General features: G+C 32.1%; 16 protein-coding genes. 3 read left to right on the top strand and 13 right to left on the bottom strand.

Going from position 1 to position 16,495, the window contains the following annotated elements; translation table 11 throughout:
* Window positions 1-47 precede the first annotated feature (47 nt).
* From FOC48_RS01145 to budA, 3 genes are all read left to right on the top strand, one after another.
* Window positions 48-581 (top strand): GNAT family N-acetyltransferase, encoded by a 534-nt coding sequence (locus FOC48_RS01145; protein ID WP_003146768.1) that lies wholly within the window; start codon window positions 48-50, stop codon window positions 579-581.
* Window positions 582-773: 192 nt separating this feature from the next.
* Window positions 774-2,450, top strand: a complete 1,677-nt coding sequence (gene alsS, locus FOC48_RS01140; RefSeq protein WP_003146769.1) for an acetolactate synthase AlsS — start codon at window positions 774-776, stop codon at window positions 2,448-2,450.
* Window positions 2,451-2,532: 82 nt separating this feature from the next.
* On the top strand, window positions 2,533-3,228 hold the full coding sequence (gene budA / locus FOC48_RS01135) for an acetolactate decarboxylase (RefSeq protein WP_003146770.1): 696 nt from the start codon (window positions 2,533-2,535) through the stop codon (window positions 3,226-3,228).
* A gap of 152 nt (window positions 3,229-3,380) precedes the next feature.
* Here budA and lpdA read toward each other — a convergent pair whose 3' ends face one another.
* The 13 genes from lpdA to FOC48_RS01070 all read right to left on the bottom strand — a co-directional run bounded on the left by lpdA (window position 3,381) and on the right by FOC48_RS01070 (window position 16,484).
* Window positions 3,381-5,129 carry a dihydrolipoyl dehydrogenase gene (lpdA, locus tag FOC48_RS01130; RefSeq protein ID WP_003146771.1) on the bottom strand — a complete coding sequence of 583 codons (1,749 nt, stop codon included), beginning with the start codon at window positions 5,127-5,129 and terminating at the stop codon, window positions 3,381-3,383.
* Between the two features lie 61 nt (window positions 5,130-5,190).
* Window positions 5,191-6,579, bottom strand: a complete 1,389-nt coding sequence (locus tag FOC48_RS01125; protein WP_003146772.1) for a dihydrolipoamide acetyltransferase — start codon at window positions 6,577-6,579, stop codon at window positions 5,191-5,193.
* 31 nt (window positions 6,580-6,610) lie between these two features.
* Window positions 6,611-7,603 (bottom strand): alpha-ketoacid dehydrogenase subunit beta, encoded by a 993-nt coding sequence (locus tag FOC48_RS01120; RefSeq protein WP_003146773.1) that lies wholly within the window; start codon window positions 7,601-7,603, stop codon window positions 6,611-6,613.
* A gap of 55 nt (window positions 7,604-7,658) precedes the next feature.
* A complete protein-coding gene (locus FOC48_RS01115) occupies window positions 7,659-8,639 on the bottom strand; it encodes a thiamine pyrophosphate-dependent dehydrogenase E1 component subunit alpha (protein ID WP_003146774.1) in 981 nt (326 codons plus the stop codon).
* Between the two features lie 631 nt (window positions 8,640-9,270).
* Window positions 9,271-9,462, bottom strand: coding sequence for a hypothetical protein (locus FOC48_RS01110; protein ID WP_003146775.1), 192 nt, complete (start codon window positions 9,460-9,462; stop codon window positions 9,271-9,273).
* Window positions 9,463-10,192: 730 nt separating this feature from the next.
* Complete coding sequence (locus tag FOC48_RS01105; protein WP_003146778.1) at window positions 10,193-10,792, bottom strand: glycerol-3-phosphate acyltransferase; 600 nt, start codon at window positions 10,790-10,792, stop codon at window positions 10,193-10,195.
* Complete coding sequence (locus FOC48_RS01100) at window positions 10,789-11,754, bottom strand: lysylphosphatidylglycerol synthase domain-containing protein (protein ID WP_003146779.1); 966 nt, start codon at window positions 11,752-11,754, stop codon at window positions 10,789-10,791. Before FOC48_RS01100 ends, FOC48_RS01105 begins: the two co-directional genes overlap by 4 nt.
* Window positions 11,755-11,853: 99 nt before the next feature.
* Window positions 11,854-12,261, bottom strand: coding sequence for a hypothetical protein (locus FOC48_RS01095; protein WP_003146780.1), 408 nt, complete (start codon window positions 12,259-12,261; stop codon window positions 11,854-11,856).
* A 75-nt stretch (window positions 12,262-12,336) separates the two neighbouring features.
* Window positions 12,337-13,020 carry a 5'-methylthioadenosine/S-adenosylhomocysteine nucleosidase gene (mtnN, locus tag FOC48_RS01090; protein ID WP_003146781.1) on the bottom strand — a complete coding sequence of 228 codons (684 nt, stop codon included), beginning with the start codon at window positions 13,018-13,020 and terminating at the stop codon, window positions 12,337-12,339.
* 4 nt (window positions 13,021-13,024) lie between these two features.
* Window positions 13,025-13,513, bottom strand: coding sequence for a transcription elongation factor GreA (gene greA, locus FOC48_RS01085; protein ID WP_003146782.1), 489 nt, complete (start codon window positions 13,511-13,513; stop codon window positions 13,025-13,027).
* A 48-nt stretch (window positions 13,514-13,561) separates the two neighbouring features.
* Entirely contained in the window at window positions 13,562-14,188 is a 627-nt protein-coding gene (gene udk, locus FOC48_RS01080) for a uridine kinase (RefSeq protein WP_003146783.1), read from the bottom strand.
* Complete coding sequence (locus tag FOC48_RS01075; protein ID WP_003146785.1) at window positions 14,188-15,459, bottom strand: peptidase U32 family protein; 1,272 nt, start codon at window positions 15,457-15,459, stop codon at window positions 14,188-14,190. The genes udk and FOC48_RS01075 overlap by 1 nt, the downstream gene beginning before the upstream one ends.
* Before the next feature lie 98 nt (window positions 15,460-15,557).
* Window positions 15,558-16,484, bottom strand: coding sequence for a peptidase U32 family protein (locus tag FOC48_RS01070; RefSeq protein ID WP_003146787.1), 927 nt, complete (start codon window positions 16,482-16,484; stop codon window positions 15,558-15,560).
* Window positions 16,485-16,495 lie beyond the last annotated feature (11 nt).

Genomic DNA, 16,495 nt, shown 5'->3' with positions numbered 1-16,495 from the left:
ATATTTTTCAATTTTTCTTATGTTATAATATTAAAAAGGAGATTTTTATGATTACACTAAAAAAGATAAAAGAAAAACATTTAAATGACTTATATAACGTCATTTACTCATCAGAAACTCCAGAATGGAGTAAATATAACGCCCCCTACTTTAATGATTTTAAGTTAATTGATTTAGATACCTTCCTACTTAAAAATCATCATGAATATTATTTAAGTGATCGTGTACTAGGAATATTTTTAAACGATAAACCTATAGGAATTGTTACTTACTATTGGGAATGCTTTGCAACGCGCTGGTTAGAAATTGGAATAGTAATATATGAACAGCATACATGGTCAAAAGGAATAGGTTGTACAGCACTAAATGAATGGATTAAAATCTGTTTTAATAAATTTCCTGATATTCAACACATTGGACTTACTACTTGGAGTGGAAATACAAGAATGATGAGATTAGCTGAAAAACTTGGTCTTATATGTGAAGCTAGAATTAGAAAAGTTAGATATTTCAACGGTGTTTATTATGATTCTGTAAAATACGGAATATTGCGTGAAGAGTATTTTAACAATAATTATTAACTACCTTATAATAAGTAATATGCTAGTTTTTTAGAAAAACTAATAGTATTCTTTGGTATATTTGTAAATAATTCTTACTAAAAATAAAATTTCAATAGCAAACATATTAGTATTCTATTCTTGAAAAAATTAAAATATAGAGTTAGAATATTATTATATATTTTTTAGTCTCATGATTTAGGAGGAATAATAATGAGTGAACATTTAGAGCAACAATCTCGCCGAGGTGCGGAGTTAGTTGTAGATACATTAATAAATGAAGGAGTTAAACACGTTTTTGCTATACCTGGTGCAAAAATAGATGCTGTGTTCGACGCACTTGTCGATCGTGGACCTGAACTTGTAGTTGTACGTCACGAACAAAATGCGGCATTTATGGCTCAAGCTGTTGGACGTCTGACGGGAAAACCTGGTGTCGCTTTAGTTACTTCAGGACCTGGTGTTAGTAACCTTGCTACTGGACTTATTACTGCAAACTCTGAAGGTGATCCTGTTGTCGCAATCGGAGGTCAAGTTAAGCGTTCTGATTTATTAAAACAAACGCACCAAAGTATGGATAATGTTAGCTTGCTTCGTCCAGTAACTAAATCAGCTGTTGAAGTTGGTCATCAAGATAGCATTTCTGAAGCCATTACTAATGCATTTAGAAAAGCTAAAGAACCTAAAAAAGGAGCTACATTCGTATCACTACCTGCAGACGTTATAAATGAAAAAACTTCTGTGAAAGCTATCAAACGACTTAGAGAACCTGTATTAGGGATTGCAGATCCAAAACACGTTAGTGACTTAGTTGAAAAAATAGAAAATGCTGAGCTTCCAGTTCTTTTACTAGGAATGAATGCATCAACAAAAGAAGCAACAGAAGCTATTCGTTTATTAGTCGCTAAAACAGGTATACCTGTTGTTGAAATGTTCCAAGCTGCTGGAGTAATTTCTCGTGGTTTAGTTCAACATTTCTATGGACGTGTTGGATTATTTAGAAATCAACCTGGAGATAGATTATTACATAAAGCAGATTTAATAATCTCTATCGGATATGATCCAATTGAATATGATCCAGTATATTGGAATACAAATAAAAATGCTACTCTAGTTCACATTGATGATACTATTGCTGTTATTGACCGTGATTATCAACCTGATATTGAACTTATCGGTGATATTTCAGAAACATTAAAATGTATTTACAATGGAAATCCTAAAGTTAGAATATCTGAAGAAAATCTGTCTTACTTAAAACAACTTCAAGAAGAAATAGTAAAACGTGATGAACCACCTAAATCAAAAATCGAAGGACGTCTTCACCCACTAGAAATTATTCAACAAACTCAAAATGCAGTATCTGACGATACTATTGTAACTTGTGATATTGGATCTCATGGAATTTGGCTAGCTAGACACTTCCGCTCTTACGAACCTCGTCACCTACTATTCTCTAACGGTATGCAAACTTTAGGAGTAGCTTTACCATGGGCGATTGCATCAGGATTACTTTATCCTAATAAAAAAACTTTATCAATTTCTGGAGATGGAGGATTCTTATTCTCAGCAATGGAACTTGAAACTGCCGTTAGATTAAAATCACCAATCGTTCATGTAGTATGGAATGATTCATCTTATAATATGGTTGCCTTCCAACAAGAGATGAAATACGGTCGTGATTCTGCTGTACATCTTGGTCAAGTAGATATCAAAAAACATGCTGAATCTTATGGAGCTGTAGGAATGCGTGCAACTACAAAAGAAGAATTTGCAAAATGCTTAAAAGAAGCGTTCAAAATTGAAGGCCCAGTTGTTATTGATGTTCCAGTTGACTACAGTGATAACATCAAACTTGGTGAAACTCTTCAAGACAGCTACTTAAACTAGTTTTAAAAAGCTACTAGTTTCTATTAAATATGATTCAAGTTTCTCTTGTTTCTAAAATATAAGTCATAAAAGGAGATTTATTATGTTATATCAATATAGCACTATGGCTGCACTAATGGGTGGAGCATTTAGTGGAACTACAACTGTAAAAAAATTACTAGAACATGGTGATTTTGGTATTGGTACTTTTGAAGGTGTTGATGGAGAAATGATTATACTAAATGGAGAAGTTTATAAAACTGATAGTAATGGATTCTCTACTTTACAGCCTAAAGAAGCAACTTCACCTTTTTCAAACGTTACTAAGTTTTCTACAAACTTTAAAAAAGTAACTACAACAAGTTTTGAAAATTTAAACAATGATATTAGTGAATATTTAAATCCAAATTATTTCTATGCAATAAAAATTACTGGTGTATTTGATAAAATTGATACTCGTTCACCTAAAAAACATGAAAAACCTTATCCTACTCTTCTAGAAATATTAGAAACACAAAGTATATTTAATTACAAAAATAGTAAAGGTACAATAGTTGGTTTCTTTTCTCCTGAATATACTCAAGGAGTTGGTGTAGGAGGATTCCATCTTCATTATATTAGTGATGATCGTACTCAAGGCGGACATATATTTAACTTCGATATTAAAGATGCTACAATTGAAGTATCTAAACCATTAAACTTCACACTAGAATTACCTCAAAGTGAAGAATATAAAGATGTAAATATTAATTTAAAAACATTACATAAAGAAGTTCATGAAGCTGAAAGTTCTCGCTAAAACTCATCCCCAAGCAATTTAATCTTGCTTTGGGGATTTTTGTTTTTTATATATTTATAGTAATAACTGAAATTAATTATATAGTACAAATATAATAAAGAAATCATAAAAAAAAGCAACTAGGAATCTAGTTGCTTTCTTCATTATTAAACTTATTTAGTTTTTTTCTTAGGTGCATGGATACACATATCGATACAGTCAGCCATTGCTTCATATAAAGCCTCTGAGTATGTTGGGTGACCATGGATAATATCCATAACATCATCAATTGTCATTTCTGTTTGGATTAATGTTGAACCTTCGTTGATAATTTCAGCTGCAACTGGTCCTACAATGTGGATACCTAAGATTTCTCTGTATTTAGTATCCATAATTACTTTAACGAATCCTTCTCCATGGTTAGATGCTAATGAACGTCCGTTAGCTCCAAAGTTGAATCTACCAACTTTAACATCATATTTTTCACGAGCTTGGTCTTCAGTTAAACCAACCATTGCGATTTCAGGGTGAGTGTAGATTGCTGCTGGAGTAGCTTTAAGATCAACTTTTTTGTGGTGACCCATTGCATTTTCAGCTGCGATTTCTCCCATCTTGAATGCTGCATGAGCTAACATTTTAACTCCGTTAATATCTCCAGGAGCGTAAATTCCTTTAATAGAAGTTTCCATGTATTCGTCAACTTTAACACGTCCACGTTCCATTTCGAATTTATCAGCTAATTCTCCAAGACATGTGTTATCTGGAACACGTCCGATAGATAGTAATACTTTATCAACTACGATATCTTCTTTTCCTTCAACTTTAACTACTACTTCATGACCTTTGTCAACGATTTCTAATAATTTAGTTGATGTAAGAACTTCGATACCTTGTTTTCTGAATTGTTTTTCTAATGCTACAGATGCATCTTTATCCATGTTAGCAATTAGACGATCAGCCATCTCAACGATAGTTACTTTAGAACCGAATGTAGAGAATGCTTGTCCTAATTCAGAACCGATTACTCCTCCTCCGATTACTGCTAAACGAGATGGTACTTCAGTAATATCTAAGAACTCATCACTTGTAAGTACTTTATCACTATCCATTCCTGGAATGTTAATTCTACTTACTTTAGAACCACCAGCTAAAATTACGTTATCAGCATCGATAGTTTCTTTTTCATCAACAACGATTTTCTTATCAGCTGTTAGACTTCCTACACCGTTAAATACTTTAACACCGTAAGATTTAAGTAATCCAGCTACCCCACCAGATAGAGTTTTAGATACTTTGTTTTTAACTGCTACAGTTTGTTCCATATCAACTGTAAATGCATCATTTACAAGTTTGATACCACGATCTTTTGCAGAACGGATGTAGTTAATGATTTCAGCATTGTGTAAGAATGTTTTTGTTGGAATACATCCACGATTTAGACATGTTCCACCAAGTTCACGGTTTTCTACTAATGCTACTTTTCCTCCTAATTGAGCTGCTTTAATAGCTGCTACATATCCAGCAGGACCACCACCGATAACTGCTACGTCATATTCTCCACGACGTTCACGTTTTGGTAATACTTCTTCTGCTTTAGTTTCAGGTACCTTAACATCAGCTGCTACTTCTTTAACAACTTCTTGAGCTGCTGCAGTTGCTCCATCAGCTCCTGGTACTGCTTCACCAGGTTGTCCAATCCAAGCAATTGTTTGAACTACTGGTACTGTAGATCCAGCTGGGTGAAGAATTTTTAATAATGTTCCACTTGCTTCAGCTTCAACTTCCATATTAACTTTGTCAGTTACGATTTCAAGTAGGACTTCACCTTCTTTTATTTCGTCACCTTCTTGCTTAAACCATTGTACGATTTCGCCTTCTTCCATTTCACTTCCGGCTTTTGGCATAATAACTTCTACTGCCATGTTATAATCACTCCTTAATACACTTTTCTCTTATTTTCTTCTATTATATCATATAACTTTATTAAATTAGTAATGATAGTGGATTTTCGATAGCTTCTTTCAGAGTCTTCATGAATTTAGCTCCTTCTAATCCGTCAACAACACGGTGGTCCGCTGTTAATGTTAATGTCATGATTGGTCTTACAGTAACTTCACCATTTAATACTACAGGTTTTTGAACAGTAGCACTTACACCTAAAATAGCTGTATTAGGTTGGTTGATGATTGGCACGAAGCTTTTAACTCCATACATACCTAAGTTACTGATTGTAAATGTTGAGTCTGCCATTTCATCTGGTTTTAATTTACCAGCAAGAGCTTTAGTTGTAATTTCTTTAGATGCTACTACAAGCTCTTTAAGACTCATCTTATCTGCACCTTTAATTACTGGTACTACTAATCCACTATCCATACCAACAGCGATTGATAAGTTTACATAGTGGTGTAAATACATTTCTTTTTCATCACTTGATAATGAAGCATTTACATATGGGTGTTTCATTAATGATTTAATTACCGCTAATGAAATAAAGTCTGTAACTGTTGCTTTTTTACCAGTTTCTTCGATGATTGCATCAACAACTTTTTTACGTAATGCTAATAATTCAGTCATATCAACTTCTACATTAACTACAAATGTTGGTGCACTGAAGTAAGATTCACTCATACGTTTAGAAATAACTTTACGCATTGGTGACATTGGTACAGTTTCAACGATTCCCCATTGATTTTCATTTGGCGCTTTAACAGATTTTTTACCTGGTTGAGCAATTTCTTCTTTTTTAGTTGGTTCTGCTTTAGGTGTACCGTTAAGTACTGCAAGAACGTCAGCTTTCATAATTTTACCATTTGGTCCTGTTCCAGCGATACTTTCAGTATTGATTCCTTCAATTTGAGCAATACGTGCTGCAAGTGGAGAAATTTTAACTTTAGAGTTTAGTTTGTAATCTAAAACATCATCTTTGTGGATACGACCTTTTGCCCCAGTACCTTTAACTTTAGATAGGTCAATTCCTTTTTCACGAGCATACGCTCTAGCTGCTGGTGTAGCACGAAGACCTGAATAATCAATTACTTCTACTTCTTTAACTGGTGTGTGATCAACTTTTTTCTCAACAACAGTTTCTGCTGGAGCTACTTCTCCTGTTAAAGTTGCCCCAGGAATTGCTTCACCTGGTTCACCAATCCATGCGATTGTTTGAACTACTGGTACAACATCTCCCGCTTGTGCTAATATTTTTAATAATGTTCCGCTGGCATCAGCTTCAACTTCCATATTTACTTTATCTGTTACGATTTCTAATAGGACTTCACCTGCTTCGACATGGTCACCTTCATCTTTGAACCATTGTACGATTTCGCCCTCTTCCATTTCACTACCGGCTTTTGGCATAATAACCTCTACTGCCATGTTTTATTCACATCCTTCGCTAACTAAATTTTTATTTTTTATTTACAGCTTTTTTAATTGTTTCTTTGATGTCTTCTACATCAGGCACAACTAATTTTTCTAAGTTTTTAGCTGATGGAATGTGTGTGTCAGCTCCTGCAACACGGTAAATTGGGCTATCTAAGAAATCAAAAGCATCACTTTCTGCGATACGAGCAACGATTTCTCCACCGAATCCACCAGTTTTGAATGAGTCATGACATACAACTAATTTTCCTGTTTTTTGTACAGATTTAACGATTAAGTCTGTATCTAATGGTACTAATGTAATTGGGTCAACTACTTCTACTGAAATTCCTTCTTCTTTTAACTCTTCAGCAGCTTTTAAGCTACGCTCTAACATTCTTCCCCATGATACTAATGTTACATCAGTACCTTCTGCTTTGATGTCACCTTTTCCGATTACACCAATTTTACCTACTTCTACTTCACCTTTACGTCCGAATAACGCTTTTGGTTCGATGTAGATAACAGGGTTGTTATCTCTAATTGCAGCTCTTAAAATTGAGTAAACATCTCCTGCTGTACCTGGCGCTACTACTTTAAGACCAGGAATGTGACAGAACCAAGCTTCTAGAGCTTTACAGTGTTGAGCTGCAGCCCCTGTACCTGCACCAGATGCACAACGATAAGTAACTGGTACTTGTACTTCTCCTCCTAGCATATAACGCATTGGCGCTGCTTGGTTAACGATAGCATCCATACCAATTGTTACGAAGTCCATAAATGTTACGTCTACGATTGGACGCATACCAACTGAAGCAGCACCTGCAGCAGCACCACAAATAGCAGCTTCACTGATTGGTGTATCGATAACACGTTCAGAACCGAATTCTTCTAACATTCCTACTGTAGTACCGAAGTCACCACCGAAGATACCAACATCTTCACCCATTAAAAATACATTTTCATCTTCACGCATTTCGTGAGTCATAGCTTCTTTTATGGCTTCACGAACTGTCATAATTTTTGTTTCTTTAGTCATAACTATTAATCTCCTATTATATAAAATATTATTTAAATTATTTTAACCTAAAATATTAGTCAGCGTAGTTATCTTGGAATGCAATTGAACCATCAGCAAATGGTGATTCTTTAGCAAATTCTACAGCATCATCGATAGTTGCTTTTGATCTATCTTCGATTTCTTTTAATTCTTCTTCTGTAGCAATTCCATTTTCTAATAAGTAGTTTTTATATTTTACGTTAGGATCTTTAAGTTTCCATTCTGCTACTTCTTCACGACTACGGTATTTACCAGCATCTGAAGCTGAGTGTCCAAACCATCTATAAGATACTGCTTCAACTAAAACAGGACCTTTTCCACTTCTAGTGTGTTCAATAGCTTCTTGCATTGCATCATATACAGCTAACACATCGTTACCATCCTCAACATGGATTCCTTTGATTCTGTATGAAGCAGCACGTTCAGTAATTTTTTCAACACGCATACATCTTTCTTGAGCCATTGAGATACCATATTTATTGTTAATCACGTAGAAAATAAGTGGTAAATCCCAGTTAGATGCCATATTTAAACATTCGTGGAAGCTTCCTTCGTTAGTAGCTCCATCACCCATACAGCAAATTACAATATTACCAGTTTTTTTCATTTTTTGAGCTAGAGCGGCACCAGTACTTAGACCGTGTCCTCCACCAACGATACCGTTACATCCCATGTTTCCTTGTTCAAGGTCATAAACGTGCATACTTCCTCCACGTCCTTTACATTGACCTGTTTCTTTACCAAGGATTTCAGCCATCATACGGTCAATTTCAATACCTTTAGCAATTGTTTGACCGTGACCACGGTGGTTAGAAAACATTAAGTCTTCTTTTCTTAACGGATAAATAGCTCCAACGTTAGCAGCTTCCTCTCCTACTGAATAGTGAGTCATACCGTGAACTAGACCACGAGAGTATAGTTTACTTAACTCCATATCAAAATCTCTAATAAGGTGCATTAGTTCATACATTTCTAAATGCTCTTGTTTAGTTAAATCTTTTGATGTTTTTACCATAATAACCTCCAAAGTTTGTATATATATTTATTAAATGTGTATAAATTATGTTTTAATCATATATTACTATAATAATATACAACGTTTTCGAAAAAAAGTCAAATCAATGAACTCAATAAAATAACAATATTTATCTCAGTAATGTTTTTTAACTCTGTACTACTACAATCCATTATACTTAAAAAACAGAGTGAGACAGATTTCTTTCATTTGCATATAATATCATTTTTCTTGTTCTACACTTTATATAAACTCTCTTTAAATTTTTATAGATACAGAATAAAAATAAACTAATTAAAGATAATAAGAATAGTTTTTTTAAAAAATTATGTTGTTTATTAAGTAATTAATCAAGAATAATAAGTTTGATGTAAAGCGTTTTCCTATAGGTTTGTATACTTTTTAACACTTAAAAATTGAAGTTAATTAATTATTCTTCAGCAATTATATAAACTTTAAATTTTCATGAAGCAACCTATTAAATGCACTAATGTGTGTTAATTATTAAGATTTTTGATTGTGATTAAGCTACTCATCATATAAAAATATCATTCATTATAATTATTCCCAGTTCATAATAGTATACCCTAAAAAAAGAGAGATCTGACACTTTCTCAGATCTCATCTTTAACTATGCAGCATGTTTGTCACAGTGACAATCACCTGTTTTACAATTTCCACATTCACAATCTGCTTTTGCATTGTGGCATCCACACTCGCAACCTTCTTTACAGTCACAAGTTCCTTCAACACAGTTTCCACATTTACAGTCTTCTACTGCATCATGACAGTGACAGTGGTGTTCGCATTCACATTTAGTCATCTTTACCGCCTCCGTATTTTTATTCTATACTTAAATTTTATATTGTTTTATATAACAAGTCAATAGATTCTCGTCTTAAGTAACTATTACGATTTATGGCGCCGCAAATCGTAATGAAGACGTTTTTAAAATCATTAAATATAATAGACAGAATCATACTTTAATATTATAAATCTACCCATTATTTTACTATATATTACTCGCTTGCTTATGGTTATTATGCTATAATTAAATTGAAATAAAGCTCTTAGAACTTAATAAATTCTACCTTTATTATTCTTTATATATTACTTTTCACATAAAAAGGGAGGGAATTATATGAAATATAACAAATACTTAATCATCACTTTTCCTATTTTAATCATACTAGTTTCGACATTTTTTTATGCAAAAAACATCATCTATTTCTACTTAACTATTCCGATATGTGTGTACGTGAGCTTTGTAAGATATTATCAAGAAAAAAATAAGTTATTAATAAAAACAAATAAAGTTTTGAATCTATTAAAGTATGAATTTACTATGTACACTGTAGCAGTACTAACAATGTACTCAACATCTTCTTTTGGTTTTATCAGTGAAATTAAAAGCGTAGAATACACCTATATTGCATTTATAATTTCTGCGATCTTACTCCTATTATATGCAGTAATTTATATCAAACGTACTCTGCTTATAAGACAAGAACTACGAAAAAACAATTCTAAATAACAAAAAAGAAATCAGCTCACTATCGAACTGATTTCTTAATTTTTCTTACACTAAAATATTTATCAAATGAATTTTCTATGTCTTCAACCGCTACTACACCTATTAATACAACGGTTAAAATAAATATTCCTAAAATTAAAAATGATGGGTTTTCAACATAGTTAATATACGTTACGAATGGAAGACTTGAATAGAATCCAATCGTTAAACTTTTTACGATAATTGCAATAACTAATGTACAAAGTATCATAATTAAGAATAAATTAATTGATAAAGCTGCTAGACAGCCAAAAAATGTAGCAACACCTTTCCCACCTTTAAACTTAAAGACAATAGGTTTTATATGCCCTAATAATACTAAAACTATGCATATATATATTATTTTAGAATCAACAGCTAAAATCTTTAAAAGGATAACTACGAAAAATCCTTTGAAGAAATCTACAGCTAATACAAATAAAAACGATCTAGGACCTAAAATTCGTCCTGCATTTCTAGCACCAGCATTACCTGATCCTTTATTAGTAAATTCTTCTTTATATATTTTTTCTAATAATTTCCCACCCATTATATTCCCAATAAGGTAGGCTAAAATCGCGTAAATTACTATTGAAATCATAACTTTTCTCCTCTCGTAAATTTATTTTTTATAATTCTTATTCCTTCACTTAAAAACATTAGACATCCTATAGAAAATGGAACAACATAATATGATAATCTGTATATTACAATAGTTGCTCCTATTATTTCTGGATTAATTCCTAAGTTTTTAAGACCAATTAGGACTAATGTATCAAAAGTACCTAATCCTCCAGGAATCATAGTTAATAAGCCCACTATTGAAGCTACTATTATAACTCCCATTATTTGCAATTCCTTATCAGCAACTAAATCACCTGTATAAAAATATAAAATCATTAGTATGATAAGAGCCGCAAAAACCCATTCTAAAAAAGAAATCACTGTTAATTTAACACTTAAGTATCTATCCGTTCTAATTCTCGGTTTTCTTAAATTAAAGAATAGATACAAAGGTAAAAATAATGACATCAGAATTAAAGAATAATAAAAAATTTTATTATCAGCATATAACGCCTGACCTGGAAATACATTAAGAACCACAAAAATTGATAACAAACTAATACCTGAAAGCATAGAAATTAAAATCATTCCTATTGCAGTAACTAATGTTTTTCCGTTTTTTGTATAAGGTTTATACATATAATATCTAAGTCCAGCACCAATAAAGCCACCAAAACCCAGAACCATATTCAGTGTGTTAGTCATAAAGCTGATTTTAAAAATACGGAATGAAGACATATTTTTCGTTAAATTAATGGCTTTAAGGACAAAATAATCATAAAGACACAAAATACTTATACCGAATAAACCGAATAATAAAACTACTAAAAATTTCACCTCTCCTATAGTTAAGGTAAGATGATGTATTTTTTTAAAATCTAAACTAACTATCTCTTTTTTAAAATAGGAAAAAATTAAATAAAATATCAATAATCCCAAACTTATCTGAACTAAATTCTTCAAATAATTAAAGGATCTTCTTTCAGTAATATTTTTCATTTTTCTTTTCCTTAAATAATATTTATCTACTTTATCTTAACATTTTATAGCTTTTTTTTCAATACAATTAATTACATAAAATTATGACTATAACATTTTCTAATCTACATATTCATATAACTTATCTTCATATTCATTATATAATTCTGGATAACCTTTTTTAACTACTTTTAAAAATGTTTTTCGAATTTTATTAACTTTTTGTACATAAATCAAAATAAACATCAATGTAAATATTACAATATACAAAATTAACATCTCAATTAAAAATGTTCCAGGGGCTCCTTGATAGACTCCAAGAGCTAATATAAGTGCAACTGAAAAAAAACCTGCTGCTACTGCAGCTCTGAAACCTTTTTTATATCTTGTATAATCATCTTTTACAATTTTACAGATTATATCTAGTTCTTCTTTTGTATAGCCACCACTTTTAATTGATTTTAAAGTATATCGCGGAAGTTTTTCAGCTGTTAATACTAAAAATAATTTCGATAATATAGTTATCATACTTTCTCTCCTACTTCACATAAATATTACAGCAAAGAAAAGCTTTTGCTCTCCTTTGCTGATCTATAATTAATTTTAAAGTTTTTTAATTAGTTCTGTAGTTAATATAGATGAGTTTACTGCCGCTATTTGTAAGAATTCATCAAAGGTAACTCGCGTTCCTTCTTCCGCTTTATCACTTACACTACGGCAAACTATAAATTTTGTTCCAAATTGGTAACAAGTTTGAGCAATCGCTGCTGCTTCCATCTCAACTACTTGCATATTAGGAAAGTTTTTTAATATTCCTTTTTTCAACTCTTTATTAGAGATAAATGAATCCGATGTACCCACTAAACCAAAATGAATATTATGATCTGGTAATCTTATCTCCGAAGCTAGTTTTTGTAACTCTTCATCGCTCTTATATACTGCTGGCATTTGTGGAACTTGACCAATTTCATAGCCAAATTCTGTTGCATCAACATCAAAATGTCTCACCTCTGTGGCAACAATCATATCACCAATTTCCATATCACCTTGAAGTGCACCACATGTACCAATATTAATCACATACTCTGGTTTATAGTGATCTAATAATAGAGTTGTAGCAATAGCAGCATTCACCTTCCCAGGTAAACTTAACATAAGAACAATATCTCGTCCTTCATATTTACCTTCATAAAATGTTACATGTGCTATTTTTTTCTCTTGTAAATTTTCTATTTTTTCTTTTATTATAGCCACTTCTTCTGGCATTGCACCGATTAATGCTATCATAATACTATTCTACCGCTAGAATTTTGATATCCATTGAATCTTCAGGTCCAGTTGGTAATGATACTTTCGCAACATCTCCTACTTCTTTTCCTAATAAAGCTTGTGCTACTGGAGATTCATTTGAAATTTTGTATTCAAATGGGTTAGCTTCCGCACTACCTACGATTTTATAAGTTTCAGTTAAACCATCAGGTAATTCTTGATAAGTTACTGTGTTACCAAGACGAATTGCACTTGATTTTTCATCTAATTCGATAATAACAGCATAACGAATCATTTGTTCCATTTCTAGGATTCTTTGTTCGATAAATCCTTGTTCATCTTTTGCTGCATCGTACTCAGAGTTCTCAGATAAATCCCCGAAACTACGTGCAATTTTAATTTTTTCAATTACTTCTGGACGTTTTACTTTTTTATAATATTCTAATTCTTCAACAAGTTTGTCATAACCTTCTTGGGTCATTTGATATTCTAATTTTTCTTCTAAAGCCATAGTGGTACTCCTTTTTTTAGTCTACTCTATATTATATCTTTTTTTTAATTATTTTGCTAGTAGCGATTTAATTTTTGTTATTAAAATGTCGATAGCTATATCGTTATATCCACCATCAGGAACAATAATATCTGCATATTGTTTAGTTGGTTTAATATATTTTTCATGCATCGGTCTTACAGACACTAAATATTGATTAATTACTGATTCTACAGTTCTTCCACGTTCATTAATATCGCGTAATAATCGTCTTAGAATACGCAGATCACTTGGCGTGTCAACGAAAATTTTAATATCCATTAACTCACGTAGTTTTTCTGAATACAATCCAAACATACCTTCAATTATAATTACATCTTTAGGTTCTTGGTGTTTTTGTTCTTTACTACGAGTGTGATTTACATAATCATAAACCGGAAGTTCAACAGCTTTCCCTTCAATTAATTCTAATAAATGATTATAAAGTAATTCATTGTCAAATGCACTAGGATGATCATAATTTGTTTTAACTCTTTCATCCATAGTCATATGGCTTTGATCTTTATAATAATAATCTTGCTCAATTAAAGCAACTTTATCTTGAGTAAGCTCGTCTATAATTCTTTTAGTAACGGTTGTTTTACCACTACCGCTCCCCCCAACAATACCAATAATTTTTGGTCGTTTTGTAGTCATTATCGTCCCATTTCCTTTCGCATCATATTGCTTTTAAATACTCTAGAGTCTAATTTTGTTCTAATAATTTGAAGTGGATGTCTTGCTGCATCTAACAATTCACCATCTTCATCATAAATTTCCCCGATAACCTGTCTAAAAGTATCAATCTCAGGTCCAAAAAATTCAACTTCTTGACCTGTTTTAAAGAAGTTACGTTGTTGAATTGTTGCGATTTGAGTTTCTTCATCATAGTGAAGAACTTGTCCAACGAAATCATAATTTGTTTTCTTACCACCCTCATTTCCAAACATCTGTTCAGAATACTTAGGTATTTCATAGAAGAATGACATCGCTGTATCTCGGTTAGCACATTTATATAATTCTAATTTATATTCTGGCGTCATCTCAAAGTTATCTGGATCTGCACAATAATCGTCAATTAGTTTTCTATACACACTTGCAACTGTCGCAACATAGTGAATAGATTTCATTCGCCCTTCAACTTTTAATGAATCTATACCCAACTCAATAATTTCCGGTACTGCTTCAATTAAAGTTAAATCTTTAGGACTCATCGCATATGGATTTGCACCTTCATCGAATAACTTAGTATCTTCATCAGTTCCTTCTTCATAAAGGTCATAGTTCCAACGACATGATTGACAACAACCTCCACGGTTACTATCACGTGCCGTCATGTAGTTACTTAAAGTACAACGTCCTGAATATGCTATACACATTGCTCCGTGTACAAACATCTCAATCTCAACATCTGTTTTTTCACGAATTTCTTTTATTTCTTCATATCCTGTTTCACGTGCTAATACAACACGGTGTACTCCTTCACTTTCCCAATATCTAACTTCTTTATAGTTTGAGATAGATTGTTGTGTACTGATATGTACCTCTACTTTCGGAGCAACTGCTTTACATCTTTCGATAATATATGGATCTGCAACGATTATTCCTCTAACACCTGCATCTTGAAGTGCCATTAAAAATTCATCTAATCCCTCAAAGTTTTCATCGTGCGCGATAATATTCGCTGTTACATAAATATCAGCTCCATATTTTGCAGCAAATTCACAACCTTCTTTTATTTCTTCAATCGTAAAGTTATCTGCATTACTACGAAGTCCAAACTCCTGTCCACCTAAGAACACAGCGTCTGCTCCGTAGTGAATAGCTATTTTTAATTTTTCTAAGTTTCCTGCTGGAAGCAGTAGTTCTGGTTTTTTTGTTATTACTCTCTTGCCGTCTCTAATTTCTGAAATATTTGGTATTGCCATAAGTTTAGGTCACATTCAAGTATGACCCATCCTCCTTGTCTTTTTTATTAGGTTTTTATATAGGAAACCTTATCCTTTTTCAAAATCCAAAAATATGATTAGTACATAGTTTTCTTGTAGAAGAATCCTAAGTCAACTTCTCTATATTTTGGTTTAATTCTTTCTATATCATTATAGAAATCTTGTTTTTCATCTTCGTATGCTTCTTTATCTTCGTAATAAAGATCAATAGCATCACGATAAATCGTTACTACTTCTGTAATGTAATCTTCATCTTTTAAAACACCCTCAATTTTGAATGCTGATACTCCTGCTTCAATTAGACGATCTAATTCTTCAATAGCACAAATATCGTTTGCACTCATAATATGTGTTCCGTTAGAGTCCTCAAAAATTGGGTAACGTTCATTTCTATCTTGGCTATATAAGAATAATTTTTTCGAATTGCTATATTCCTCGATATATTTTTCTTTACCACTGTACATGAAGTAATTATCAACTAATTTTCTTACTGATTGGAACATACAAAGCATTCCTTGTACCTGAACTTCAATCTCATACTCACTTTTTCCAGTAATTTCAAGAATTTCATCGATTGTTAATTCTTTTGAAAGACATGTTCTATATGCTCCACGTTTCCCCCAATAATTACATGAGAATGAATTTGTTGCTAATGTATGTGGATCCCATTGAAGTTTGAAATCTAAATTCTCTTCTCTTAAAATTGTAATAATTGTTGGTTCTCCATATATTAAAGCATCTACATTTAACGTTGATAGGTAATGTAAATAATCAACTAAATCATCAATGTCTTCATTGTGGAAAATTGCATTAACACTAACATATGCTTTTTTCCCTGCTTGGTGAATAATCTCGATAGCTTTTTTTAATTCGTCTCTTTTAAATTCTCCTGCAAGTCGTAAACCATATTTTTCTTCACCGATGACGAAGCTATCAGCTCCAACATTGATAAGTTCATAAATATGGTCTACACTTTTCGGAGTTACTACTAACTCTACAGTCATTTTAAATCCTC

Source organism: Gemella haemolysans (genome assembly GCF_012273215.1).
In the GTDB taxonomy this organism is placed as follows: Bacteria; Bacillota; Bacilli; order Staphylococcales; family Gemellaceae; genus Gemella; species Gemella haemolysans_A.
This window is presented reverse-complemented; position numbering and strand designations above follow the sequence as displayed.

What these genes read in the sequence shown, in the direction of transcription:
- FOC48_RS01110 (WP_003146775.1), bottom strand. Translation starts at nt 9,462, where the DNA reads ATGACTAAATGTGAATGCGAACACCACTGTCACTGTCATGATGCAGTA.
- FOC48_RS01125 (WP_003146772.1), bottom strand. Translation starts at nt 6,579, where the DNA reads ATGGCAGTAGAGGTTATTATGCCAAAAGCCGGTAGTGAAATGGAAGAG.
- mtnN (WP_003146781.1), bottom strand. Translation starts at nt 13,020, where the DNA reads ATGATAGCATTAATCGGTGCAATGCCAGAAGAAGTGGCTATAATAAAA.
- FOC48_RS01105 (WP_003146778.1), bottom strand. Translation starts at nt 10,792, where the DNA reads ATGATTTCAATAGTAATTTACGCGATTTTAGCCTACCTTATTGGGAAT.
- FOC48_RS01115 (WP_003146774.1), bottom strand. Translation starts at nt 8,639, where the DNA reads ATGGTAAAAACATCAAAAGATTTAACTAAACAAGAGCATTTAGAAATG.
- udk (WP_003146783.1), bottom strand. Translation starts at nt 14,188, where the DNA reads ATGACTACAAAACGACCAAAAATTATTGGTATTGTTGGGGGGAGCGGT.
- FOC48_RS01120 (WP_003146773.1), bottom strand. Translation starts at nt 7,603, where the DNA reads ATGACTAAAGAAACAAAAATTATGACAGTTCGTGAAGCCATAAAAGAA.
- FOC48_RS01100 (WP_003146779.1), bottom strand. Translation starts at nt 11,754, where the DNA reads ATGAAAAATATTACTGAAAGAAGATCCTTTAATTATTTGAAGAATTTA.
- greA (WP_003146782.1), bottom strand. Translation starts at nt 13,513, where the DNA reads ATGGCTTTAGAAGAAAAATTAGAATATCAAATGACCCAAGAAGGTTAT.
- FOC48_RS01075 (WP_003146785.1), bottom strand. Translation starts at nt 15,459, where the DNA reads ATGGCAATACCAAATATTTCAGAAATTAGAGACGGCAAGAGAGTAATA.
- alsS (WP_003146769.1), top strand. Translation starts at nt 774, where the DNA reads ATGAGTGAACATTTAGAGCAACAATCTCGCCGAGGTGCGGAGTTAGTT.
- FOC48_RS01145 (WP_003146768.1), top strand. Translation starts at nt 48, where the DNA reads ATGATTACACTAAAAAAGATAAAAGAAAAACATTTAAATGACTTATAT.
- FOC48_RS01095 (WP_003146780.1), bottom strand. Translation starts at nt 12,261, where the DNA reads ATGATAACTATATTATCGAAATTATTTTTAGTATTAACAGCTGAAAAA.
- lpdA (WP_003146771.1), bottom strand. Translation starts at nt 5,129, where the DNA reads ATGGCAGTAGAAGTTATTATGCCAAAAGCCGGAAGTGAAATGGAAGAA.
- budA (WP_003146770.1), top strand. Translation starts at nt 2,533, where the DNA reads ATGTTATATCAATATAGCACTATGGCTGCACTAATGGGTGGAGCATTT.
- FOC48_RS01070 (WP_003146787.1), bottom strand. Translation starts at nt 16,484, where the DNA reads ATGACTGTAGAGTTAGTAGTAACTCCGAAAAGTGTAGACCATATTTAT.